We start from the raw sequence: 21,979 nt of genomic DNA, 5'->3' as shown, positions 1-21,979 counted from the left end.
ATAGAGCGCCACGATCGGTACGTCGCGAATACCCGGTTCCTGACTACGGGTTACGGTGCTGGAATGAGCGAACAGGCAGGCCAGGACCAGTACGAACGACACGGCGGGTTTCCTAAGTACAGACAAGCCGACGTCGGACCTGAATACGGCAGGCTCGTGGAAGGGCTGCGAACGCTTCAGGATCTTGCGGTGAGCACCGCGCCGACGCCGGAGGCAACCGTCGAGGCCGCCGAACGAGTCGAAGCATTGATCGATCTGCTGAAGCCGTTCCAGGTGCCGGAGGGTCTCGCACCTGCCGGCCGTGTGATGACCCTTCCCGGCCGCGGCTCGCTGCTGATGCTGCCGTGGACCATCGAGAAGTTCGATGCCGAAGGAGTCCGTAGCCGTGGCGTGTTCCGTCGTTATCACCTCGGTGGAAACGGAGCTGCGCACGGCGGCACGCTCCCGTTGCTGTTCGACGACATGTTGGGGCTGATTCAGCATGCCTACGGCAGGCCCATCAGCCGGACCGCATTCCTGCACGTCAATTACCGCAAGATCACCCCACTGGACACCGAACTCGTCGTCGAGGGCAGTGTCGACCGCGTCGAAGGCCGCAAGACGTTCATCAACGCCGTGCTACGCGATCTGGAAGGCAACGTTCTCGCCGACTGCAATGCGCTGATGCTGCAGCTTCTGGAGGGTCAGCCGTGAACCCACCTTCCATCGAGGAGTTTCTCGATGGATCCCACGTCCTCTCGATTCCCTTGCACACCAAGTTTCGCGGCATCACCACCCGCGAAGTCATGCTGGTCCGAGGACCTGCGGGGTGGGGTGAATTCTCGCCGTTCATCGAGTACGACGACCAGGAATCCTCCGCGTGGCTGCGCTCTGCCATCGAAGCCGCCTGGGAGGGGCCGCCTGCGCCTTACCGCGAGCGGGTCCGCGTCAATGCGACAGTGCCCGCCGTCTCGGCGGCCGAGGTGCCGGCAATTCTCGATCGGTTCCCCGGCGTCGACACCGCCAAAGTGAAGGTGGCCGAAAAGGGGCAGAGCGTCGCCGACGACGTCGAACGCGTGCGTGCGGTGCGCGCACTCGTACCCCGGGTACGCGTCGACGCGAACGGAGGCTGGACCGTCGATCAGGCCGTGGAGGTCCTGTCGAGGTTGCTCGACGACGGCGAACTCGAATACGCCGAACAGCCGTGTGCGACGGTGCCCGAGCTCGTCGAGGTTCGTCGACGTCTACCGGCCGTTCGGATCGCCGCCGACGAAAGTATCAGGCGTGCCGGGGACCCACTGCGAGTCGTTCGAGCTGGGGGAGCAGATGTCGCCGTACTCAAGGTGGCTCCGCTCGGTGGGATGCGCGCATTGCTCGAGCTGGCAGGCGAACTGGGCGAATACGGGGTTCCCGTGGTGGTCTCGAGTGCCTTGGACTCTGCTGTCGGTATGGCATCCGGACTTGCTGCCGCGGCGGCCATTCCGAAATTGGAGTTCGCGTGCGGCCTCGGCACCGGAAGTCTGTTCGAATCCGATGTCGTTGCCCTGCAGGACCTTCTCGACGGCACTATGCGCGCCGAGCCTGTAGAGCCCGACCCGGAGCGGTTGGCGGCGCTGGCGGCACCGGAGGATCGGGCGCTGTGGTGGCGCGAGCGGGTGCGGCGGTGTTGGGCGGAGTGACCTGGGAGTGACCTGGAAGTGAGCAGAGAATCGAGAGCGCAGCCGGTGGAGTGCCCTGGAAACAATCCTGCGGTACTCTTTCCACGTCGTTCGCCGAACGTGAAGATCTGGGAGGAATTTCGAAGTGGTTGCTGCACTGAAGGAATCGTTGCTCGACGAGTCCAAGCGCGATGTTGTGGTGCGTGATGTCTTGGCTTTGATCGACGCGGAGGTGTCGGACAAGAAGGGCGCGAGCGGCTTGGCCGTCAAGGGCGGTTATGGGGCGGTCAAGAAGGTCGGCCCGTCGTACATCGAGCGGGCCGTCGAACAGTTGTGGCCCGAGTTCGTGGACAAGTTGGAGCCGCTGTGGCAGTCGTACAATGCTGCTCCGGTGGGGTCGTTCTCGGACTATCTCGTCGCCAACTCGGATCAGGCATCGGACGCGCTGCTGGCGGTCACGGATGAGCGTATCGATGAGACGGACAAGAGCGTGGTGAAGAAGTTCTACGGGAGCCTTCGTGGCTCGGCGAAGAAGAATGTTGCCGAGGCGTTGCCGCGCGTCGGTGACCTGGTCACCAAGTACGCAGGCTAGGCACTTCGTTTCGGGTGAAGGGGATACGTTCGCAAGGACGTATCCCCTTCACCTGCTTGTGAGGCGACCGTTCTTGATCGCCTGCAGCAGCAGTGCATGATCAGCCTCGGTTTGATCGGCGTACAGCCGCGCGAATCTGGAAAGTGCCACATCGAGAACGTCGGATTTACCCACGTATCCGGCGATCATCGACGCCCCGCTGGTTCGGGCGTGACCTTTCGCCAGCAATCTGCCGACGACACCTGCGTAGTCGACGAGCGCAGGGGCGTCGATCGAGGACAGGTCGATGGTGCCCTTCATGTTGCGGAACTGTCGCACGTAGTACTGGCGCCCGTCGATGGTCGTCCACCCCAGCAGCGGATCGCTCACGGTCTGCAGATCCTGCTGGTACTCCACGACGCGTTGGCCCTGATGTGCGTGCCACGCGGACTCACCGTGGACATAGGGGGCCAGGACCGAGCGTCGTGCCTGCTTGAGTTGGAGGAACACGACGTCGTCGGGACTGCTGCCTTCCAGGAGTGCCACGTAGGCGCGTAGGCCCACACTGCCGACGCCGACGACGCGATGCGCGACGTCGATCAACGTGTATCCGCCGAGCACGCGTCGCCAATGCGGGGACAGGGTGGCCAGGTACTCGTCGAGTCCTTGGGCGAGAAGTTCTTCGTCGCGGGCGGGGATGCGCGTGGTGATCGGTGGCTCCTCGACCAGGCGGCGCTGCCCCTCGTGTTCGAAGGTGAATCGGGGGAGCGCACGGTCGCTGGTACTTCGCCGTGCCTTCTTCGATGCCCGTTTGATTTCCTTGCGCAACGACCCTTCGGTGGCGTCGGCCTGGAGCCTTTCGGCCGTCAAGCGTTGGAAGGACCGCGACATCAGTGGTTCGTCGGCCAGTCTCGACACTTCGAGTCGGTAGGCGCGGACGCAGGCAGCTACCGCCTCCTCGCATTGGGATTCGCTGCGGCCGTTCTGCCGCCCTGCCACCCAGATGCTCGCGGCGAGGCGTCGTAGATCCCATTCCCAGCCGCCCGGGTGTGCCTCGTCGAAATCGTTGAGATCGATCACCAGGTCGCGTTCGGGGGAAGCGTAGAACCCGAAATTGCCCAGGTGCGAGTCCCCGCTGATGATCGGCGTGATTCCCGTGGACGGCAACAGTGCGACGTCTCGTGCCATGACGATCGCAGTCCCGCGGAGGAACCCGTACGGAGACTCGGCCATTCGCTCGACGCGCACCGGTATCAGCCAGTCGATGCGACCGTCGTGGGAGAACTCGATCTGCCGGATCGGATCCGGTCGATCGGGGGGCGCGGTCCAGTCGCCCATCGATTCGCGGGAGACCTTCTCGCGCAGGCTTCGACCGAGCTCGTATCGCTCGGCCCTCGGCGTCGGACGAGCCCTCAACGTCGCGAAAGACCGTTTGTCGTCCTCGCCGATGCCGGCGACGACGGCGTGGCCATGGGGAGCGTTGGGCATAGGTGAACTCTAGGACCTGGCTGTCTCGGAGATCGGTCAGGTCGTGCAGCGGGGCGGCGGCGTCAGGGGCGCGTGGGGCGATCGATCGAGCGCACCTGAGGTGGGAGCCCCCATTCGGTTCGGCCGAGCCTGCTGAGTGGGGCGATGTCGGCGAACGACGGCAGGCCGTCTTCGGCGAGGAATTCGGGGCGCACGGCGACGGCGACGACGTTGCCCATGACGACGAAGGAGTCACCCACTTCGATGATCCGATGCAGGGTCGCCTCGATGGCTATCGGTGATTCGGCGACGCGAGGGGGCGAGACTTTCTCGCTGGGCTCGTGCGAGATGCCGAGTTCGTCCAGTTCACTGACGCCGTGTTCGTAGTCGGCGGACGACGCATTCACCTGTTCCATGAGCGGTTCGGTTGCGAGATTGATCACGAACTCGCCCGTTGCCTCGATGTTCCGCAGGCTGTCCTTTCGGCCTACGGAGGTGAATTGCACCACCGGCGGGTTGGCCGAGGACACCGAAAAGAAGCTGTAGGGAGCGAGGTTCGCCACGCCTTCCGACGACAGTGTCGACACCCAGGCGATGGGTCGCGGCACGACCGAGGCGGTGAGCACGCGATAGAAGCCGCTCGGGGGCATTTCGGACGGATGGAAGACTGTACGCATCGGTTCATCGTGTCAAAGGACTTCGGAGCAGACGGCATCGGTTATTCGAAAGGCCGGCCTGGGATTCGAAGACTGGGCCGAATACGCCGCACCGCGTCGAATCTGACAACCTTGGAGACGTGAATCCGTCCAGTGCTCAGGCCACCGCCGTCGTCGACGAGCTGGTTCGGGGTGGTGTTCGTGAGGTCGTGCTGTGCCCGGGCTCGCGTAATGCTCCGCTCGCGTTCGCGCTACAGGAAGCCGACGCTGCAGGCTTGTTGCGGCTGCACATGCGGATCGACGAGAGAACCGCGGGATTCCTTGCGATCGGGTTGATTCTGGCCGGGGGTCGTCCCGTTCCGGTGGTCATGACTTCCGGAACCGCGGTCGCCAATCTGGGGCCTGCCGTTCTCGAAGCGAACTATGCGCGGATGCCGCTGATCGTGCTGAGTGCGAACCGTCCCTACGAGATGCTCGGCACCGGCGCGAATCAGACCATCGAGCAGCTGGGGCTTTTCGGCAGTCAGGTGCGGGCGACGGTCAGCCTGGGTCTGGCCGAGGACGGGTCCGGACAGAACAGTCAGTGGCGCAGCGCGGTGTGCAGGGTGCTGGCGGCGGCGCGTGGAACTCGATCGGGCAACGCCGGTCCGGTGCATTTCGACATTCCGCTACGTGAACCTTTGGTGCCCGATATCGGCGACCGCGAGCCCGCCGCTCTCGGACGTCCCGACGGCGCAGCCTGGACGACGACCCAGCAAGCGACCCTCGATGTGCCGGTCGACATCGATCTCACCGTGGACACGATCGTCGTCTCCGGTCACGGCGCAGCCCTGCGGCCCGAACTGGCAGGACTGCCGACGGTCGCGGAACCGACGGCTCCCTTGCATGGCGTCCCTCTGCATCCGATGGCCCTGTCGCAGCTGAAGCCGCGTCAGGTGATCATCACCGGGCGTCCGACACTGCATCGAACCGTCTCGAAAGTGCTGGCCGATCCGGCTGTCGACGTCTTCGCCTTGACGACGGGTCCGCGGTGGCCCGACGTGTCCGGCAACGTCCTTGCCACCGGCACCCGCGCGCTCGTGTCGGGGACGCCGAGGGCAGCTTGGTTGGAGCGTTGCGCGACGCTGTCCGAGACAGCGGACCACGCTGTCCGAGATCAGCTCGATGCGCATCCCAAGCCGACGGGACTTCACGTCGCGGCAACGGTGATGTCCTCGCTGCGCGTCGGCGATCGGTTGCTGTTGGGGGCGTCGAACCCGGTTCGCGACGCGGCCCTGGTGAGTTATCCGAGCGAAGGCATTTCCGTGTTGTCCAACCGTGGGGTCGCGGGAATCGACGGCACGGTCTCGACGGCTGTCGGGGCGGCGCTGGCGGGCGGGGGTCGCACGATTGCGCTTCTCGGCGACCTGACTTTTCTCCACGACGCTTCCGGCCTGCTCATCGGTACGGGGGAGCCACGGCCGAGGGATCTGACGATCGTCGTCGCCAACGACGACGGCGGTGGCATCTTCGAACTTCTCGAGCAGGGGGATCCGCAGTACGCCGGTGCGTTCGAGCGAGTGTTCGGAACTCCTCACGGCATGGATCTGGCGGCGTTGTGCGCGGCGTACCGCATCCCGCATCGCAGTGTCGACACGGCGGAGCTTGCCGTTCTGCTGGAGGGCAATGCCGATGGCATTCGCGTCCTCGAGGTCACCACCGAGCGTTCGGGGCTACGGGAGTTGCACGCGGGGATTCGCGCTCGCCTCTAGGGGGTGTCGTTTGGATCTTTCTGTGCCGCAACCCAATCGATGGTTTCCTGGGTTTCGGTGTCGATGATGTCTTTGATCATGTCGTTGACGAGCGACTCGATCTTGCCGCCGATGAGTGGAATCTTGACCGTCGAGCTGCCCTTGACAGTCAGCTTCGCCCCGGTGCCCGCAGGCCGGAGAGCCAACGTGCCTGCGACCTTGGCTGGGAGTGAAGACGATCCGCCCGTCAAGGTGCCGTCCGCGTGGTCGCCCTGCAGCGGGCCCCAATGGTCGGACCGGGTGATCAGCAGGGTGCCCTTGATGACCTTCTTGACCAATGCCGGTAGCTCGGTCACGCCGACTTCTTCCGAGATGTCCACCGTCAGACCGCCGTCCTCGTGACTGGTCAGCTGGTATCCCTCGGTCTTCTCGGCCTTGGCGAACCTGGCCATCCACTGCTCCTCGCTGGTCAGTGCCTGGTAGACCTGGGCGGGAGTGTGCTCGGAGGAAATGGTGAACTCGAAGTCGCGCGACATGTCAGCAGAGGCTACCGTCAGGCGCCCACCTGTGCGTCGAACTCGGGAAGTAACCTCTATCGACGTGGACGCCCCAGACAGTGCCGACGAACCGAACAAGGGGTTGGCGCGTACGCGGATTTCGGTTCTCGTCGTCGCAATCGGAATTTCCGTGTTGGCGTTTCTTCTGGTCGTCGCGGCGTGGCAGAACGATCGAACGATCACCTCCGACGAGGGAACGGCGACGGCCGAGGTCCTCTCGGCAGGCAGACTTCGCTCTGCGGTCAGCTTCATCACCCCCGACGGGGTCACCCACAATCCGCAACTGGGTGTGCTCTATCCGACCAATTTGATTGCCGGACAACGAATCGACGTCGAATACAACAAGGCCGATCCCGATCTCGTGCGCGTATCCGGTCGCGATGCGAGCGTGGCAATCATCCCGGCCGCGTCGGTCATCGTCGTGACCTGGCTGATTGCCGGTCCGGCACAACTGATCCTTCGTAGGCGTGAACAAGCCCATCGGTAACCGTTCGGACGAACTTCGCTCGCCCGTAACGTCGACGCTCCCTGACAGTCGAAGACGCTCCCCACACTGAGGATCGTGCGAGTAGCCATCGTTGCGGAATCGTTCCTACCCAACATGAACGGCGTCACCAACTCGGTGCTCAGAGTGCTCGAGCATCTCGAACGAACCGGCCACGACGCCATGGTCATCGCGCCGGACAACCCGTCGGGCCCCCGGGCAGCGATTCTGTACGGGGGAACCCCGGTTCACCGGGTGCCGGCCGTCATGGTGCCCAGGGTGAGCTCGCTCCCCGTCGGCGTGCCGGGGCCTTCCCTGACGGCGGCTCTGCGCGGGTTCGGCCCCGACGTCGTGCATCTCGCATCGCCGTTCGTCCTCGGCGCGGGCGGGATGGCGGCCGCCAAACGGCTGGGAGTTCCCTCGGTCGCGGTCTACCAGACCGATGTCGCAGGGTTCGCCGAAAGCTACGGGCTCGGCCTGACGTCGAAAGCTGTGTGGCGGTGGACACGTCGGGTTCACCGCGGTGCGGCGCGGACGCTGGCGCCGTCCTCGTCTGCGGTCCAGGCGCTGGAACAGCACGGTGTGCCACGGGTGCATCGATGGGCCCGAGGCGTCGACGCTGTCCGGTTCGCACCGTCCGCTCGCCGAGAAGGACTACGCAGACAGTGGGCACCGGATGGCAAGCTCATCGTCGGGTTCGTCGGAAGGCTTGCACCGGAGAAGCACCTCGAGCGGCTCGCCTCGCTGAGCGAGTCCACCCAACTCGTGATCGTCGGTGACGGTCCGGAGCGGGGTGCGCTCGTGAAGCTGATGCCGTCGGCGATCTTCACCGGGCAGCTCGGCAGCCAAGAGCTCGCCCAGGCGTTCGCGAGCTTCGACATCTTCGTTCACCCAGGCGAACACGAGACGTTCTGTCAGGCGGTCCAAGAAGCCCTCGCCAGTGGAATCCCCGTCATCGGACCCGACGCAGGTGGACCACGAGACCTGATCACGCACTGCCGCAACGGATATCTGCTGCCGGTGGACCGGTTCGCGGAACTCCTTCCGAGCGCGGTGTCGGCACTCGCGTCGCCGAGGATGCGAGCCCGGTTCGGTGAGGCGGCCCGGAGGTCAGTGCTGCACCGCACCTGGCCCGTGATCTGCGAGGAACTTCTCGAGCACTACTACGAGGTCCTCGGTTGGGAAAACCGGGCCGCGCTCCGAACGGCGTGACCCGTAAGCTCGAGACGTGCCTACAAGTTCGCGTGCAACGCTCGACAAGGACCCACACGAGGTCGCATCGATGTTCGACGGCGTCGCCCGTCGCTACGACATCACCAACACCGTGCTGTCCTTCGGTCAGGACCGCAGCTGGCGGAAGTCCACGCGCGCCGCGCTGAACCTGAAAGCGGGCGAGAAAGTCCTCGATCTCGCTGCCGGGACCGGGGTGTCGACGGTCGAACTCGCTCGCAGTGGTGCGTGGTGCGTCGCCACCGACTTCTCGAAGGGGATGCTGCAGGCAGGTTCCGGTCGTCCGGTCCCAATGGTGGCGGGTGACGCGATGCACCTGCCGTACGCCGACGCGAGCTTCGACGCAGCAACCATTTCTTTCGGCCTGCGCAACGTCTCGGATTTCGAGGCCGGACTACGTGAGATCGCCCGCGTCACCAAGCCCGGCGGAAGGCTCGTCGTCTGCGAATTCTCGACGCCGGTCTTTCGGCCGTTCCGCACGGTCTACATGGAATACCTGATGAAAGCGCTTCCCGCAGTCGCTCGGGCGGTCTCGAGCAACCCAGACGCGTACGTGTACCTGGCCGAGTCGATCCGGGCATGGCCCACGCAGGACGAACTCGCGACGCGCATCGCCGACAGCGGTTGGTCGAACGTGCAGTGGCGGAACCTGACCGGTGGGGTCGTGGCTCTGCACCGTGCCGTTCGCTGATCACCTCAGCTGAACGGCGGTCGGGAATCGGCTTTCAGTGACACGCTGCCCGACGCGCGCCACGCACGTGCAACGAGGTCCGAATCGGCTTCGGTGACGAGGTTTCCCATCACCCGTACCGCGATCTTCATCAGAGCTGTCGAACGCATGCCGATAGGTCCCGTTGCCGGTAGGAACCGGGGGACGGTGAGTAGGCCTGCGAGTCGGCGGGCTATGGAAAATGCCTGCCCGTAATGCTCGCGCAGCAGCGCGGGCCACGCCTCGCTCAGGTCGTTCTCGTCGAGCATGTCCGCGATCAAGCGTCCACCTTCGAGCCCGTAGTCGATCCCTTCACCGTTGAGCGGATTCACACAGGCAGCCGCGTCGCCGATGATCGCCCAGTTCTTTCCTGCGACGTTGGACACCGCGCCACCCATCGGCAGCAGGGCCGACGCCACCGCCCGAAGGTCGCCGGTCAGTCCCCAGTCTGCGCGACGCTGCTCGGTGTAGAGATCCAGCAGCGGACGCAGTGCGCCCGGCCCAGGCCGCTTGGCCGTCGCCAGCGTGCCGACACCGATGTTCACCTCGCCGGTGCCGAGCGGGAAGATCCAGCCATAGCCCGGTTGCAGCACTCCCTCGCCGTCGCGCAGCTCGAGATGTGAGGAAATCCATGGGTCTTCGCTTCGGCCGGAGGAAATGTAGGCGCGAGCGGCGACCCCGAACGTGGTGTCCCGATGCCACTCGCGGCCCAGCTTCCTACCGAGTGAGGACCGAACGCCGTCGGCGATGATCAGCGTTTTGCATGTGAGAGTACGTTCGGTACCGCCGTGCTCGAAGGTGACCGACTCGACACCGCGTCCGCTTTGCGCCACCGACACCGCCTTGGCGCCTTCGAACATTCGAGCGCCGGACTCCAGCGCTGTGCGACGGATTCTGTCGTCGAGCTCCGAGCGGGGGACTGCGCTGCCTACCGTCGGAAGTGAGCCGCCCGGCCACTCGAGCTGCAGTTCCTGACCGAATCCGGACAGTCGCAGACCACGGTTCTCGACGCGTCCGCGGACCCACTCGCCCAGGCCGAGTCGATCGAGTTCGGCGATGGCACGTGGGGTCAGGCCGTCGCCGCACGTCTTGTCACGCGGGAACTTCGCAGCGTCGGCGAGAACTACCTGCCGACCGGCGCGCGCCGCCCAGGCCGCCGCCGCAGAACCCGCGGGGCCTGCGCCGATTACCAGGACTTCGGCTTCGGTGGGAAACTCCGCAGTAGTGGACACAGATCCAGTATGCAGTGGACCGCGGCGCTGCCCACCGCGCCCGGACGTGGGGTGAAGCACCTTGTGGCTACGGCGCGCACTAGATTCACTACGGTAGTAGCGGGTATCCGGGGGCGCCGACTAGCAGACGAGATTTTCAGATCCGATCAAGACACCGAGGACAGGACCAACAAACGTGAGCACAGACGACGCGGCCGGATCGACGGTCGTTGCCGGGGTGGATCTGGTCGATCCAGAGCTTGCACGAACCGTGGCCGAAGGTTTGGTCAGCGTCGAGAATCTGATGATCTCGGAACTGTCCGACGGCGAAGACTTCCTCACCGAGGCCGCGTTGCATCTCGCGCGGGCCGGTGGAAAGCGTTTCCGCCCGTTGTTCACCGTGCTGACTGCCCAGCTGGGACCCAATCCGACCGATGATGCAGTGGTGACCGCGGCGACGGTCGTCGAGCTCGTCCATTTGGCCACGCTCTACCACGACGACGTCATGGACGAAGCCTCGATGCGACGTGGCGCCGAGAGCGCCAACGCGCGGTGGGGAAACAGCATCGCGATCCTGGCAGGTGACTACCTCTTCGCGCACGCGTCGCGGCTGGTCTCCACGCTCGGTCCCGAGGCAGTTCGAATCATCGCCGAGACGTTCGCAGAGCTGGTCACCGGACAGATGCGCGAGACGATCGGTGCCAAAGCGGACCAGGATCCCGTCGCGCATTACCTCAAGGTCGTGTGGGAGAAGACCGGGTCCTTGATCGCCGCGTGCGGAAGGTTCGGTGGGACGTTCTCCGGCGGGGACAGCGACCATGTCGCCGGCCTCGAACGCCTGGGCGATGCCGTAGGCACGGCGTTCCAGATCTCCGACGACATCATCGACATCTCTTCGGAGTCGGAGCAGTCCGGTAAGACGCCCGGCACCGATCTGCGCGAAGGTGTCCATACTCTGCCTGTGCTCTACGCACTCGCCGAGCAGGGTGTCGACGGCGACCGCCTTCGAGTACTGCTGGACGGACCGGTCACCGACGACGCCGAATTGGCGGAGGCACTCCAATTGTTGGAACGCTCGCCAGGAATGGCAAAGGCCAAAGCGACACTGGAAGAGTTCGCCGACAAGGCCTATGCCGAGCTGGCGAAGCTCCCACAGGGTGCCGCGAACGACGCGCTGGGACGCCTGGTCCACTACACCGTCGAGCGAGTGGGCTGACCGCAGGGAACCTTGTCGAGTGTCGTGGACGTTCTCACAGTGAACAACCACGACACTCGAGGAAGAGGCACCATTGCGCTTCGCAAACGGGGCAAAGACGTTCGGGCTGCTGGTCGCGATGTCCGCGCTGATCGTATTCATCGGTGCACTGTTTCGGAGCCCGGTCATACTCTTCGGCTCGATCGTCTTTGCCGTCGGAATGAACGGCTACGTCTATTTCAACAGTGCAAAGCTCGCGCTGCGATCGATGCATGCCCAGCCGGTGACTCAGCTCGAGGCACCCGCCATGTACAAGATCGTGCTCGAGCTCGCCACCACCGCGCATCAGCCCATGCCGGCGCTGTACATCAGTCCCACCAACAGTCCCAATGCGTTCGCCACGGGCCGCAATCCGAGGAACGCGGCAGTGTGCTGTACCACCGGAATCCTGGCGATCCTCGACGAACGTGAACTCCGAGCCGTTCTGGGACATGAGCTTTCTCACGTCTACAACCGGGACATCCTGATCTCTTCAGTCGCAGGGGCGATGGCCGCAGTGGCCAGCGGTCTTGCGAATTTTGCGCTGTACGCGTCCATGTTCGGCGGCCGCGGAAACGGGGGCACCAATCCGATCGCGATCGTACTCGTCTCGTTGCTGGGACCTATCGCGGCAACCGTCGTCAAGCTCGCGGTGTCGCGGTCGCGGGAGTATCAGGCCGATCAGTCGGGCGCCGAGCTCACCGGTGATCCGCTCGCGTTGGCATCGGCGCTGCGCAAGTTGGAGCGCGGCATTGCGGCCGCCCCATTGCCGCCTGAACCGCGGATAGCCGCGGAGTCGCACCTGATGATCGCGAACCCGTTCAGAGCGGGAGAGAAGGTCGGACGGCTCTTCTCGACTCACCCGCCGATGGCTGACCGGATCGAGCGACTCGAGCGGATGGCGATGGGCGGCTGACGACGTAGGTGGAAAGTGAGCCTCAGCTCATGTCTTACCCACCTACGTCGTATCAAGCCCCGTCGATCACCTACCGGTAGTTGACGAACTGCAATGCGATGCCGAAGTCCTCGCCCTTGAGCATCGACTGAATGGCTTGCAGATCGTCACGCTTCTTGCTGCTGACGCGAAGTTCGTCCCCTTGAATCTGCGCTTTGACGCCCTTGGGCCCGTCGTCGCGAATCTTCTTGGTGATCTTCTTGGCGTTCTCGGTGGTGATTCCCTGTACCAGCTTGCCGGTGACCTTGTAGATCTTGCCGGATGGCGACGGGTCGTTGGCCTCGAACGCCTTGAGTGAGACGTCGCGTCGGATCAACTTTTCCTTGAACACGTCGAGCGCTGCCTTGACCTTTTCTTCACTCTCGGACGTGATGACGATCACTTCGGATTCGCCGCTGCCCGACCACTCGATCGTCGTATCCGAGCCGCGAAAATCGAAGCGCGTCGACAGCTCCTTCGCCGCCTGTCCTACTGCGTTGTCGACCTCCTGACGGTCGACCTTGCTCACCACATCGAAGGACGAATCTGCCACTTGACTACTCCTGTGTCGAATCGAATTGCGCAAGGCACTTACCCCGACGTTAGCCCGTTTGCATGGCCTCTATGCACCCGGTTTGCGTTCGAGGGGCACGTTCGTTGTATTCTTCAAACCGCATCGAGGAGAGCGAATCTCTTTGGTGCAAGCACGGCAGATTGCCCGAGCGGCCAATGGGAGCGGACTGTAAATCCGTCGGCGTATGCCTACGTAGGTTCGAATCCTACATCTGCCACCCAGGAGCCCCAGCGAGTTTCGACTCGCTGGGGTTTCTACTTGAAGAGTTACGTTTCACCGGCGCTGAGCATGCAATTTGGTACTCGACGCTAGGAATGTGTAACCTCTTGAAGGCTTCAGTGCACGGCTTGCCGTGCTTGGTGCCACGCCCCCTTAGCTCAGTCGGTAGAGCGTTTCCATGGTAAGGAAAAGGTCAACGGTTCGATTCCGTTAGGGGGCTCGCTGGGTTGGATGGTTCGCGTCGGCACCCTTACTTTCGGTTACATACTCGGAAGTGAGAAGGTGTAGGGGTGAGCACCTGAGGCGGTGTAGCTCAGTTGGTAGAGCAAACGACTCATAATCGTTGCGTCGCCGGTTCAAGTCCGGTCACCGCTACACAAGAAGACCAGATACACGCAGCACCAGAAGTAAGCACAGTCCTGATTAACCGGATCAGATTTACCCGAAAGTAGGCGTCCAGTGGCCTCCTCCACCGATGTGCGGCCCAAGGTCACCTTGGCCTGCGAGGTTTGCAAGCACCGCAACTACATCACGAAGAAGAACCGTCGTAACGATCCCGATCGCCTCGAGCTGAAGAAATTCTGCCCGAACTGCGGCACGCACCGCTCACACCGCGAATCTCGTTAGGAAGCGGCCGGTTCGCCGGCCGCTCTTCTTCGTTCGGAGTCGATGCCACGCGTTGGGCTTACTCTTCGAACCCTAACGTCTGCGGCGTCCTGGGTAGAAAAGGTTCGTATACCGCGTGACTGAGTCAGTTCAAGATCCCGCCGCGCATGCTGCCGGTATGGTCGGCCACCACTACAGGGTGGACCACCCGTACGAGGTCGGTCGCGAAAAGGTGCGGGAGTATGCCCGCGCCGTTCAGGATCTGCATCCGGCGCACCATGACGAGGATGCTGCCAAGGCACTCGGCTACGACGGCCTGCTGGCCCCGCTGACCTTCATCTCTCTCGTCGGCATCATCGCGCAGTCGAAGATGTTCAGAGAGATCATCACCGGTTACGACCCGAGTCAGATTCTTCAGACCGATCAGCGTCTGCAGTTTCACAAGGCGATCCAGGTCGGGGACGAGCTCACGTGCGATGTGCACCTCGAATCTTTCCGTCAGATGAGTGGTAGCGACATCATCACGACGAAGAACATCGTCACGGACCAACACGGCGAACTCGTACAGACCACCTGGACGACCCTGGTGGCCCGTACGGGAGGCGAAGTCGACGAGAACATCGCCCACGCAGTGAAGGACGTGATCATGCATGGCGCTTCGTAGTTTTGCCGATGTCACGGTCGGTGAGGAACTTCCCGATCGGATCGTCAAACTCACCCGTGGGGACTTGGTCAATTACGCCGGGGTGTCCGGAGATCCGAACCCGATTCACTGGAGCGACGAGGTCGTCAAGCTCGCCGGGTTGGACAATGTGATCGCGCACGGCATGTTGACGATGGGTCTCGGGGCGGGTTTTTTGACAGCATGGCTCGGCGATCCAGGTGCGGTCACCGAGTACAACGTTCGTTTCACCAGTTCGGTGTACGTTCCGGCAGATTCGGCCGCGTCCGTGGAATACACCGGCAAGGTCAAATCGGTCGATGCGGAGTCCAAGTCGGCAGTCATCGCGATCACCGCGAAGTTCGAGGGCAAGAAGATCTTCGGACGGGCGACTGCGACCGTTCGTCTGGCGTAACCGGCCTGTAGATCCGCTGATCCCGCGCAGGGATTTCAGGGTTTACACGCCGTGCAGTACACTGAGATTTCTGGGGTTACTCAGCGCTGCGCGCTGCCATGGCTATCATTTCGAAAGTCCAGGGTCAGCGCGTATGTTGTGTGATGCAGTGTTGTGTAATTCCAGGACGGTTCCACCCGCGTGCGGGTAGTACCGAAGGGGCGTAGCTCAATTGGTAGAGCAACGGTCTCCAAAACCGTAGGTTGCAGGTTCAAGTCCTGTCGCCCCTGCCCATGTTGCTCGTCTCCCGCCGTCGGCGGGAGCTGCAATGGTGTCAGCTACTGAGAGGAACGACGGTGAGCGAGGAGCGCGGAAAGCGCGACGACCAGTCCGAGGACTCGTCGACGCCCGACGACGCCGCGGCCCGCACCGCCGACCGAGCTGCCACCGAGGGTGCAGCCGATTCGACAGCAGCGGTCCGGCCGACCGGCAAGCGAACAACTCGTCGGACGCGCATGGCGTCGGATGCAGAGTCTGCCGATGGAGCATCCTCCGGCAAGGTCTCCGTCACCAAGTCGGCGACAGCCAAGATTTCCACTCGTGCTGACAGAACTCGTCAGCCGAAGCGCATGAATATCTTCAAGCGCTTGCGTAAGTTTCTCCGTGAGGTCATCGCCGAGTTGCGAAAGGTCATCTGGCCGAACCGCAAGCAGATGGTCACCTACACCTCGGTAGTGCTCGCGTTCGTGGTGTTCATGGTTGCGTTCATCAGCGGCTCGGATCTGGCGTTCATAAAGGGTATCGGCTGGCTGTTCGGCTGAAACTTCACGACCAACACTGCGACGACCAGGTCGACGACCGCCGACACGCACGAAACGAAAGAAAGGGTGCTGCTGTGAGCACGCCGCACAACGACGCCACCGAAGTGGCCGCATTCGACGCCGATGTCGAGGCGACCAAGCAGGGCCTCGAAGCGGAGCAGGCCGCTCAGGACCGCGAGACCGACGAAGCCATCAAGGCCGACGTCGCGGCAGCCGCCGGTGAAGAGGTCTCAGAAGAGGTTCCAGCCGAAGGTGACGACGTCGATTCAGCCGTCGATGCCGATATCTCTGCAGAACCCGAGGATCCAGTTGCGGAGATGAAGGCTGCGCTGCGGCGCGCCCCCGGCGACTGGTACGTCATCCACTCGTACGCAGGGTACGAGAACAAGGTCAAGGCCAACCTCGAAACCCGAGTTCAGAACCTTGACGTCGGCGACTACATCTTCCAGGTCGAGGTTCCGATCGAAGAGGTCACCGAGATCAAGAACGGCCAGCGCAAGCAGGTCAACCGTAAGGTTCTGCCGGGTTACATCTTGGTCCGCATGGAACTGAACGACGAGTCCTGGGGCGCGGTGCGTAACACCCCCGGTGTAACCGGGTTCGTCGGCGCGACCTCGCGCCCTTCCCCGTTGACCATCAACGAGGTCGTCAAGTTCCTGATGCCGCAGGAAGGCTCGAAGAAGGACGCCAAGGACTCGAAGACGTCCGGCGATCAGGGCGAGTCCTCTTCGAAGCCGACAATCGAGGTCGACTTCGAGGTCGGCGAGTCGGTCACCGTGATGGACGGCCCGTTCGCGACCCTTCCGGCCAGCATCAGCGAGGTCAATGCCGAGCAGCAGAAGCTCAAGGTTCTGGTGTCGATCTTCGGTCGAGAGACTCCGGTCGAACTCGGCTTCACCCAGGTCGCCAAGATCTAGCCGGCCTCCTCACAACTTGCAGTAGCAACCGCAAGAAACCCGAGCGAATACAAGGAAAAAGAAATGCCCCCGAAGAAGAAGAAGAAGCTAGCCGGGATTATCAAGCTCCAGATCCAGGCAGGAATGGCCAACCCGGCCCCTCCCGTCGGTCCCGCGCTGGGTCAGCACGGCGTCAACATCATGGAGTTCTGCAAGGCGTACAACGCAGCGACGGAGTCGCAGCGCGGAAACGTCGTGCCGGTCGAGATCTCGGTCTACGAAGACCGCACGTTCGACTTCAAGCTCAAGACTCCTCCGGCAGCCAAACTGCTCCTCAAAGCAGCAGGCGTAGCCAAGGGTTCGGGCGAGCCGCACAAGACCAAGGTCGCCAAGGTGACCATGGATCAGGTGCGCGAGATCGCCAAGACCAAGGCAGAAGACTTGAACGCCAACGACATCGATCAGGCCGCGAAGATCATCGCAGGCACTGCTCGCTCGATGGGTATCACCGTAGAGGGATGACCTCCTCGTCAGCTCCTACCCGGAGTTGACCACCGTACGACGTGGTAGGGCCGGCCAGGCCCGTCAACCACTTCTGAACCAACGATTGGACAGTAAACATGGCAAAGCGAAGTAAGGCGTACCTCGAGCAGGCAGCGAAGATCGACGCTGACAACCTGTACTCGCCGCTCGAAGCAGCACAGTTGGCCAAGGACACGGCGTCGACCAAGTTCGATCCGACCGTCGAGGTTGCTGTTCGTCTCGGTGTCGACCCTCGCAAGGCCGATCAGATGGTGCGCGGCACCGTCAACCTTCCCCACGGCACCGGCAAGACCGCTCGGGTTATTGTTTTTGCCGCTGGCGAGAAGGCTATCGAGGCGCAGGCAGCAGGAGCCGACGTTGTCGGCGCCGAGGATCTGATCGAGCGCATTCAGGGCGGATTCCTGGACTTCGACGCAGCGATCGCTACCCCTGACCAGATGGCCAAGGTCGGCCGCATCGCCCGCGTCCTCGGACCGCGTGGCCTGATGCCGAACCCGAAGACGGGCACAGTCACCAATGATGTGACCAAGGCCGTCAACGACATCAAGGGCGGCAAGATCAACTTCCGTGTCGACAAGCAGGCCAACCTGCACTTCGTCATCGGCAAGGCGTCGTTCGATCAGACCAAGTTGGTGGAGAACTACGGCGCTGCACTGGACGAGATCCTGCGTGCAAAGCCGTCTTCCGCCAAGGGCCGCTACATCAAGAAGATCACCGTATCGACCACGACGGGCCCGGGCATTCAGGTCGACCCGACCCGCACGCGTAACCTTCTCGAGAACGATGTGACCGGGTAGTCACACCGCAACGACAAGAAAAAGGCCGGCCCCCTCGATGGGGCCGGCCTTTTTGCGTCAGATAGTTGCGGCCTTCGCGAAGTTGGTTGATAGCTCGCCGAGAATTTCGTCCCACAGCGGCTTTGGAAGGTCGTGCCCCATGCCCTCGATCAGATGCAATTTCGATCCTTCGATCGCACGCGCGACGGCCCTTCCGCCTGCCGGCCGCATCAGCCGGTCGGCGCGTCCATGGATCACGACGGCAGGGGAAGTGATCGATGCGGCAATCCGCCGCAGACTGCCGGTTCCGGTCACTGCAGCCATGTGGCGGAGTGCACCCGCGGGGTAGTAGTTGCGGTCGTACATCTCACCGGCTGTCACGAGTAGCTCGGTGAGCGGTGTGGGGTAGGCAGGGCTGCCGATGACCCGTCGGGTATTGGCCGAGTGCGCGATGATCTGCTCGCGCGTTGCATCCGGTCCTGGGCCCTTCATGAGTGGGAGCAACGCTCGTGGATCAGGTGGCGGCAGGAAGGCCTCGTTGGTACTGGAGAAGATGATTGCGGTGCTCGATACTCGGTCCGGATACAGGCCGGAGAACACCTGCGCGATCATTCCGCCCATCGAAGCACCGATGACGTGCACCCGTGGGATCTCGAGGTAGTCGAGCAGTCCGAGCGCATCGAGTGCCATGTCCTTCAAGGTGTACGGAACTCTGCTGGATGCTCCGAGTTCGGTACGCAACAACCGCAGCAGCATCGAACCTTCGATACGGTGGCCGTCCATCTTGGTGGACAGGCCGATGTCACGATTGTCGAATCGGATGACTCGAAAGCCTTGCTGGACAATCCGTTCGCAGAACTCGCGCGGCCACAACGTCATCTGGGCGCTCAGGCCCATGATCATCAGCACCACTGGGTCGTTCGGATTGCCCATGTCCTCGTAGGCGATCTCGATCGAATTGGAGGGCGCGAAACCCGTCGTGGAGTGCATGGTTCTCCTTACCAGCCAGGCTCGCCGAGTAGTGGAACCACGAGGAAGCTCGGGTGCTCGGGGTCGAGGATCAAGTCTTGTCTTCGCCCCCGCGTGCGGAGCAGATCCGGGAGAATCGGCATGAATCGTGGTGCGTCGGTGGGGAAGACGTCGACCCGAAGACGATGGCCCGCTGCGATCATCGCTTCGGTGGTCAGTAGATCGATATCGAGAGTCAACGGTCGTCCGATGGGAACAGGTAGGAGTGTGGCTGCCGTGAGCGGGTGATGTGGACGGGTGTAGTCACCGTTGGGTGCGTAGAGGGACATTTCGTCGTCCACCGCGCGACGTGTAGTCAACAGTGCGCCGTTGGTCAGGACGGTGGATCGCCCGTGCGGATCGACGTCGCACAGCATGATCGCCCAGAGCGCTTCCGGGGCATGACACACCACTCGGAGGTGCAGATTGATCGGACCCGACAGTACGGTGTCGGAGTGGGCGACGGGCGTGGTGAAGGTCAGTGCCCCACGCTCTGCGGTTCTGTTGTCATAGGTGAATCCACCACCGAGAACGGCGGGGATACCGGCGAGAACCTGAGTGGTGTCGCGCGAGATGATCGACCACAACGACGGCCGCACCGTGAATTCACCGCACGTCCCGTCAGGTGAGCTCCCGAGGCTTCCATCGTCCACCGCATGTGGCGCCGTCCCCGACGTCGCAGCCGAGAGATACAGGCGCGTGGGTTGCGCCTGCGGTGCGGGGAACCTGCCGTGCGCGGTCCATTGTCCGCCTTGTTGGCGAAGGGTGACGGGTCCGTAGTTCTCGATTCCGTTGTCCTCGTCGCGAAGCCACTTGTCGAACCAAGCGCGCTCGAGCACATCGAGTCGTGGTGGAAACCCGGGTTCGCCGAATCCGATACCCGGGTTCCCGTGGTAGCCGTCGCCGACGAGAAGCTGTTTGTCTCCGCGCGGTAGTGCGAGTCGGTTGTAGATATCGGGCGCCGATCCGCCGAAGATGTCGTGCCAGCAGCCGTAAAGAAATGTCGGGGCAGTGATCTCCTCGATCGTCGCGTTGATCGTGTCGTAGTAGTCGACGTCGTAGATTCGCGGATCACCGCCTGTGACGAAACCTCTTGCCAAGTCCAGGAGATCGGTTGCGGGCGAGCGCAATCGGTCCCGTAGCCACTCCGAGAACTCGAGATCGCCGAGGGACGGTGCCCACTTGAGCGCATTGACTGCGGTGAGCCACAACGGAATGAACAGTGACGGCGCACCACCGGTCGCGAAGATTTCCCGAACTATGTCCACCGACCCTTCCACGGCGAAAACTGCCTCTAGTCCGGCGGGGCGTTTGGAAGCAGACTGGAGCGCGTTGATCGCGGAATACGAAATCCCGGCCATTCCGATTCGACCGTTGCACCATCCCTGGGCCCGTGCCCATTCGATGATCTCGAGTGAATCGAGTTGCTCACGGGTACCGAGAACATCCCATGTTCCCGTCGATGACCCGGTTCCGCGAACGTCGACGATGATCTGCACGTATCCACTACGCACCAGATGGCGATTGACCGACATCAAGTCGGCGGCTCCACCCGCAACGACCCTGGTTATCTCGGTGATGCCATCGAACGGGGTGCCCTTCAAATCGAATGATGCAGAGAACTTTCTGATCAGAGGACCGAGCACCGGAGTGTCGAGGACCGAGTCGATCCCCTTGATGAGCAGTTTGTTGTAGGGCGTGATGTTGAGGACGGTAGGAAATTCGGCCTGCACAGCACGTCCCGATGCATCGGCAGGGCGAAAGACGTAGGCACGCAGCACAGCGCCGTCGCTCATCGGTATTCGTACGTTCTTCGAGATGGCGATCTTCGGGTGGAGCGGGTGCTCGTCGATCAGTGCACGCCACCGCTGAGCTGCGGTACCCCCACTGGGGTCGCGCTCGCTTCCCGACCCGGGAGCGCGCCCGGGTCGAAGCAGTGGACGTAGTTGTGCTGCCGTCATGTTCTGATTGAACAGTCATCGACGCCGTTTGTCTTACAACAGGGCAATATTGTCCCAACTGACAGTGTGTTCGGCGAGTAGTTGGTGCGTGGTCACAGGGCGCCGACCATGCTCTGCGTGCAACTCTTTTCGAAACCAGGCCTGCCGGTCACCGCTCGTTTTGGAGTTGACGCCCTGGCTGAGGTAACCTGGGCGACGGTTCTGATCACGGTGACTTTCGAGTGACCGCAGGATGATCCGCCCAAATCAAGTTCTACCCAAGACCGTTGGTCACCGCCTTTCTCGAGGGCTTGTTCTGATTTCGGAACGTCCTGAGAGGTATGCGGTTGAAGGTCCGAGCATGTTCGGACGACCCACGCAGGAGAACGAGGTCAGGGACCTGCTGTACGGCCTCCGAGCCGTGTGTATGTCTACGCCCCGTGTGCTTCTTGCGCCGGGGCGTTCGTCGTTTTCCGGCCCTCTCGCGATCGACAAAACCTCAACGAGAGGAGGCGAAGTATGGCAAAGCCCGAAAAGATCTCAGCAGTATCGGAGATCACCGAACAGTTCAAGGGATCGACGGCTGCTGTCGTCACGGAATACCGCGGTTTGTCGGTTTCCGGTCTGACGCAGCTCCGACGTGCACTTGGCGATGGTGCCACGTACTCCGTCGCCAAGAACACCCTGGTCAAGCGTGCAGCTGCCGAGGCCGGTATCACCGGGCTCGACCAATTGTTCGTCGGACCGACCGCCATTGCATTCATCAAGGGCGAGCCGGTCGACGCTGCGAAGGCCATCAAGGCCTTCGCTAAGGACAACAAGGCCTTGGTCATCAAGGGCGGCTACATGGACGGCGCAACGCTGTCCGTGGACGAGATCAACAAGATCGCCGACCTCGAGTCGCGCGAAATCCTGTTGGCAAAGCTCGCAGGTGCCATGAAGGGCAACTTGTCGAAGGCTGCAGGCCTGTTCAACGCTCCCGCATCGCAGTTCGCCCGCTTGGCGTTCGCATTGCAGGAGAAGAAGGCAGCAGGAGAACCCGCAGCTGCCGAGGCTCCTGTAGAAGCAGAAGCCCCGGCGGAAGCTCCCGCCGAAAGCTGATCCGCGCACCAGCGAACAGC

Annotated in this window: 24 protein-coding genes and 4 tRNA genes; 21 read left to right on the top strand and 7 right to left on the bottom strand. The window is 62.8% G+C overall.

What is annotated here, in order from left to right; all coding sequences use genetic code 11:
- Window positions 1-63: 63 nt before the first annotated feature.
- The 3 genes from BJD99_RS07450 to BJD99_RS07440 all read left to right on the top strand — a co-directional run bounded on the left by BJD99_RS07450 (window position 64) and on the right by BJD99_RS07440 (window position 2,229).
- The gene (locus BJD99_RS07450; RefSeq protein ID WP_084346159.1) at window positions 64-693 is read left to right on the top strand and encodes a PaaI family thioesterase; all 630 of its coding nucleotides are present in this window, start codon (window positions 64-66) and stop codon (window positions 691-693) included.
- A complete protein-coding gene (locus tag BJD99_RS07445; protein ID WP_084346158.1) occupies window positions 690-1,658 on the top strand; it encodes an o-succinylbenzoate synthase in 969 nt (322 codons plus the stop codon). Before BJD99_RS07450 ends, BJD99_RS07445 begins: the two co-directional genes overlap by 4 nt.
- 124 nt (window positions 1,659-1,782) lie before the next feature.
- Window positions 1,783-2,229, top strand: coding sequence for a hypothetical protein (locus BJD99_RS07440; protein ID WP_084346157.1), 447 nt, complete (start codon window positions 1,783-1,785; stop codon window positions 2,227-2,229).
- A gap of 48 nt (window positions 2,230-2,277) precedes the next feature.
- On the opposite strand, the gene BJD99_RS07435 is transcribed toward BJD99_RS07440, so the two are convergent.
- Together BJD99_RS07435 and BJD99_RS07430 are read right to left on the bottom strand one after the other, a co-directional pair.
- Window positions 2,278-3,696 (bottom strand): DUF2252 domain-containing protein, encoded by a 1,419-nt coding sequence (locus tag BJD99_RS07435; protein WP_084346156.1) that lies wholly within the window; start codon window positions 3,694-3,696, stop codon window positions 2,278-2,280.
- A gap of 62 nt (window positions 3,697-3,758) precedes the next feature.
- Window positions 3,759-4,352: a flavin reductase family protein gene (locus BJD99_RS07430; protein WP_084346155.1), complete on the bottom strand. Its 594-nt coding sequence runs from the start codon at window positions 4,350-4,352 to the stop codon at window positions 3,759-3,761.
- A 119-nt stretch (window positions 4,353-4,471) separates the two neighbouring features.
- Here BJD99_RS07430 and menD point away from each other — a divergent pair, with 119 nt between their 5' ends.
- Window positions 4,472-6,082, top strand: a complete 1,611-nt coding sequence (gene menD / locus BJD99_RS07425; RefSeq protein ID WP_084346154.1) for a 2-succinyl-5-enolpyruvyl-6-hydroxy-3-cyclohexene-1-carboxylic-acid synthase — start codon at window positions 4,472-4,474, stop codon at window positions 6,080-6,082.
- Here menD and BJD99_RS07420 read toward each other — a convergent pair.
- Window positions 6,079-6,597, bottom strand: coding sequence for a DUF2505 domain-containing protein (locus BJD99_RS07420; RefSeq protein ID WP_084346153.1), 519 nt, complete (start codon window positions 6,595-6,597; stop codon window positions 6,079-6,081). The genes menD and BJD99_RS07420 overlap by 4 nt on opposite strands.
- Before the next feature lie 64 nt (window positions 6,598-6,661).
- Here BJD99_RS07420 and BJD99_RS07415 point away from each other — a divergent pair, with 64 nt between their 5' ends.
- From BJD99_RS07415 to BJD99_RS07405, 3 genes are all read left to right on the top strand, one after another.
- On the top strand, window positions 6,662-7,105 hold the full coding sequence (locus tag BJD99_RS07415) for a DUF3592 domain-containing protein (RefSeq protein ID WP_256895537.1): 444 nt from the start codon (window positions 6,662-6,664) through the stop codon (window positions 7,103-7,105).
- 75 nt (window positions 7,106-7,180) lie between these two features.
- Entirely contained in the window at window positions 7,181-8,314 is a 1,134-nt protein-coding gene (locus tag BJD99_RS07410) for a glycosyltransferase family 1 protein (protein WP_218775710.1), read from the top strand.
- Window positions 8,315-8,330: 16 nt separating this feature from the next.
- Complete coding sequence (locus BJD99_RS07405; protein WP_084346152.1) at window positions 8,331-9,023, top strand: demethylmenaquinone methyltransferase; 693 nt, start codon at window positions 8,331-8,333, stop codon at window positions 9,021-9,023.
- 5 nt (window positions 9,024-9,028) lie between these two features.
- Here BJD99_RS07405 and BJD99_RS07400 read toward each other — a convergent pair whose 3' ends face one another.
- The gene (locus BJD99_RS07400; RefSeq protein ID WP_084346151.1) at window positions 9,029-10,273 is read right to left on the bottom strand and encodes a geranylgeranyl reductase family protein; all 1,245 of its coding nucleotides are present in this window, start codon (window positions 10,271-10,273) and stop codon (window positions 9,029-9,031) included.
- A 175-nt stretch (window positions 10,274-10,448) separates the two neighbouring features.
- Between BJD99_RS07400 and BJD99_RS07395 the strand changes: the two genes are divergently transcribed.
- Together BJD99_RS07395 and htpX are read left to right on the top strand one after the other, a co-directional pair.
- Window positions 10,449-11,468, top strand: a complete 1,020-nt coding sequence (locus tag BJD99_RS07395; RefSeq protein ID WP_084346150.1) for a polyprenyl synthetase family protein — start codon at window positions 10,449-10,451, stop codon at window positions 11,466-11,468.
- A 73-nt stretch (window positions 11,469-11,541) separates the two neighbouring features.
- Entirely contained in the window at window positions 11,542-12,402 is an 861-nt protein-coding gene (gene htpX / locus BJD99_RS07390; RefSeq protein ID WP_084346149.1) for a zinc metalloprotease HtpX, read from the top strand.
- Between the two features lie 70 nt (window positions 12,403-12,472).
- Here the strand turns inward: htpX and BJD99_RS07385 are convergent, their stop codons facing one another.
- The gene (locus BJD99_RS07385) at window positions 12,473-12,973 is read right to left on the bottom strand and encodes a YajQ family cyclic di-GMP-binding protein (protein ID WP_084346148.1); all 501 of its coding nucleotides are present in this window, start codon (window positions 12,971-12,973) and stop codon (window positions 12,473-12,475) included.
- Window positions 12,974-13,128: 155 nt separating this feature from the next.
- On the opposite strand from BJD99_RS07385, the gene BJD99_RS07380 reads away from it, so the two are divergent.
- The 11 genes from BJD99_RS07380 (at window position 13,129) to rplA (ending at window position 17,931) form a co-directional block, all read left to right on the top strand.
- Window positions 13,129-13,211: transfer RNA gene (locus BJD99_RS07380), tRNA-Tyr, on the top strand.
- A 149-nt stretch (window positions 13,212-13,360) separates the two neighbouring features.
- Window positions 13,361-13,433 (top strand) — tRNA-Thr (locus BJD99_RS07375).
- Between the two features lie 82 nt (window positions 13,434-13,515).
- Window positions 13,516-13,588: transfer RNA gene (locus tag BJD99_RS07370), tRNA-Met, on the top strand.
- An 84-nt stretch (window positions 13,589-13,672) separates the two neighbouring features.
- Window positions 13,673-13,840: a 50S ribosomal protein L33 gene (rpmG, locus tag BJD99_RS07365; protein WP_084346147.1), complete on the top strand. Its 168-nt coding sequence runs from the start codon at window positions 13,673-13,675 to the stop codon at window positions 13,838-13,840.
- Window positions 13,841-13,997: 157 nt separating this feature from the next.
- A complete protein-coding gene (hadA, locus tag BJD99_RS07360; protein WP_179142253.1) occupies window positions 13,998-14,483 on the top strand; it encodes a (3R)-hydroxyacyl-ACP dehydratase subunit HadA in 486 nt (161 codons plus the stop codon).
- The gene (gene hadB, locus BJD99_RS07355) at window positions 14,470-14,895 is read left to right on the top strand and encodes a (3R)-hydroxyacyl-ACP dehydratase subunit HadB (RefSeq protein WP_084346145.1); all 426 of its coding nucleotides are present in this window, start codon (window positions 14,470-14,472) and stop codon (window positions 14,893-14,895) included. The genes hadA and hadB overlap by 14 nt, the downstream gene beginning before the upstream one ends.
- Before the next feature lie 196 nt (window positions 14,896-15,091).
- Window positions 15,092-15,164, top strand: a tRNA-Trp gene (locus BJD99_RS07350).
- 66 nt (window positions 15,165-15,230) lie between these two features.
- On the top strand, window positions 15,231-15,695 hold the full coding sequence (gene secE, locus BJD99_RS07345; RefSeq protein WP_084346144.1) for a preprotein translocase subunit SecE: 465 nt from the start codon (window positions 15,231-15,233) through the stop codon (window positions 15,693-15,695).
- Between the two features lie 74 nt (window positions 15,696-15,769).
- Window positions 15,770-16,612 (top strand): transcription termination/antitermination protein NusG, encoded by an 843-nt coding sequence (gene nusG, locus BJD99_RS07340; protein WP_084346143.1) that lies wholly within the window; start codon window positions 15,770-15,772, stop codon window positions 16,610-16,612.
- 63 nt (window positions 16,613-16,675) lie between these two features.
- Window positions 16,676-17,113 carry a 50S ribosomal protein L11 gene (gene rplK, locus BJD99_RS07335; protein ID WP_084346142.1) on the top strand — a complete coding sequence of 146 codons (438 nt, stop codon included), beginning with the start codon at window positions 16,676-16,678 and terminating at the stop codon, window positions 17,111-17,113.
- A gap of 98 nt (window positions 17,114-17,211) precedes the next feature.
- On the top strand, window positions 17,212-17,931 hold the full coding sequence (rplA, locus tag BJD99_RS07330; RefSeq protein ID WP_084346141.1) for a 50S ribosomal protein L1: 720 nt from the start codon (window positions 17,212-17,214) through the stop codon (window positions 17,929-17,931).
- Between the two features lie 57 nt (window positions 17,932-17,988).
- On the opposite strand, the gene BJD99_RS07325 is transcribed toward rplA, so the two are convergent.
- Window positions 17,989-18,900 carry an alpha/beta fold hydrolase gene (locus BJD99_RS07325; protein ID WP_084346140.1) on the bottom strand — a complete coding sequence of 304 codons (912 nt, stop codon included), beginning with the start codon at window positions 18,898-18,900 and terminating at the stop codon, window positions 17,989-17,991.
- Window positions 18,901-18,908: 8 nt separating this feature from the next.
- Window positions 18,909-20,879, bottom strand: a complete 1,971-nt coding sequence (locus BJD99_RS07320; protein ID WP_084346139.1) for a CocE/NonD family hydrolase — start codon at window positions 20,877-20,879, stop codon at window positions 18,909-18,911.
- Between the two features lie 498 nt (window positions 20,880-21,377).
- Between BJD99_RS07320 and rplJ the strand changes: the two genes are divergently transcribed.
- Entirely contained in the window at window positions 21,378-21,959 is a 582-nt protein-coding gene (gene rplJ / locus BJD99_RS07315) for a 50S ribosomal protein L10 (RefSeq protein ID WP_084346138.1), read from the top strand.
- Window positions 21,960-21,979: the final 20 nt, after the last annotated feature.

The organism is Rhodococcus sp. 1163 (assembly GCF_002091985.1).
Taxonomy (GTDB): Bacteria; Actinomycetota; Actinomycetes; order Mycobacteriales; family Mycobacteriaceae; genus Rhodococcoides.
Note: the sequence above shows the minus strand (reverse complement) of the source record. Positions and strands in the feature narration are given on the sequence as shown.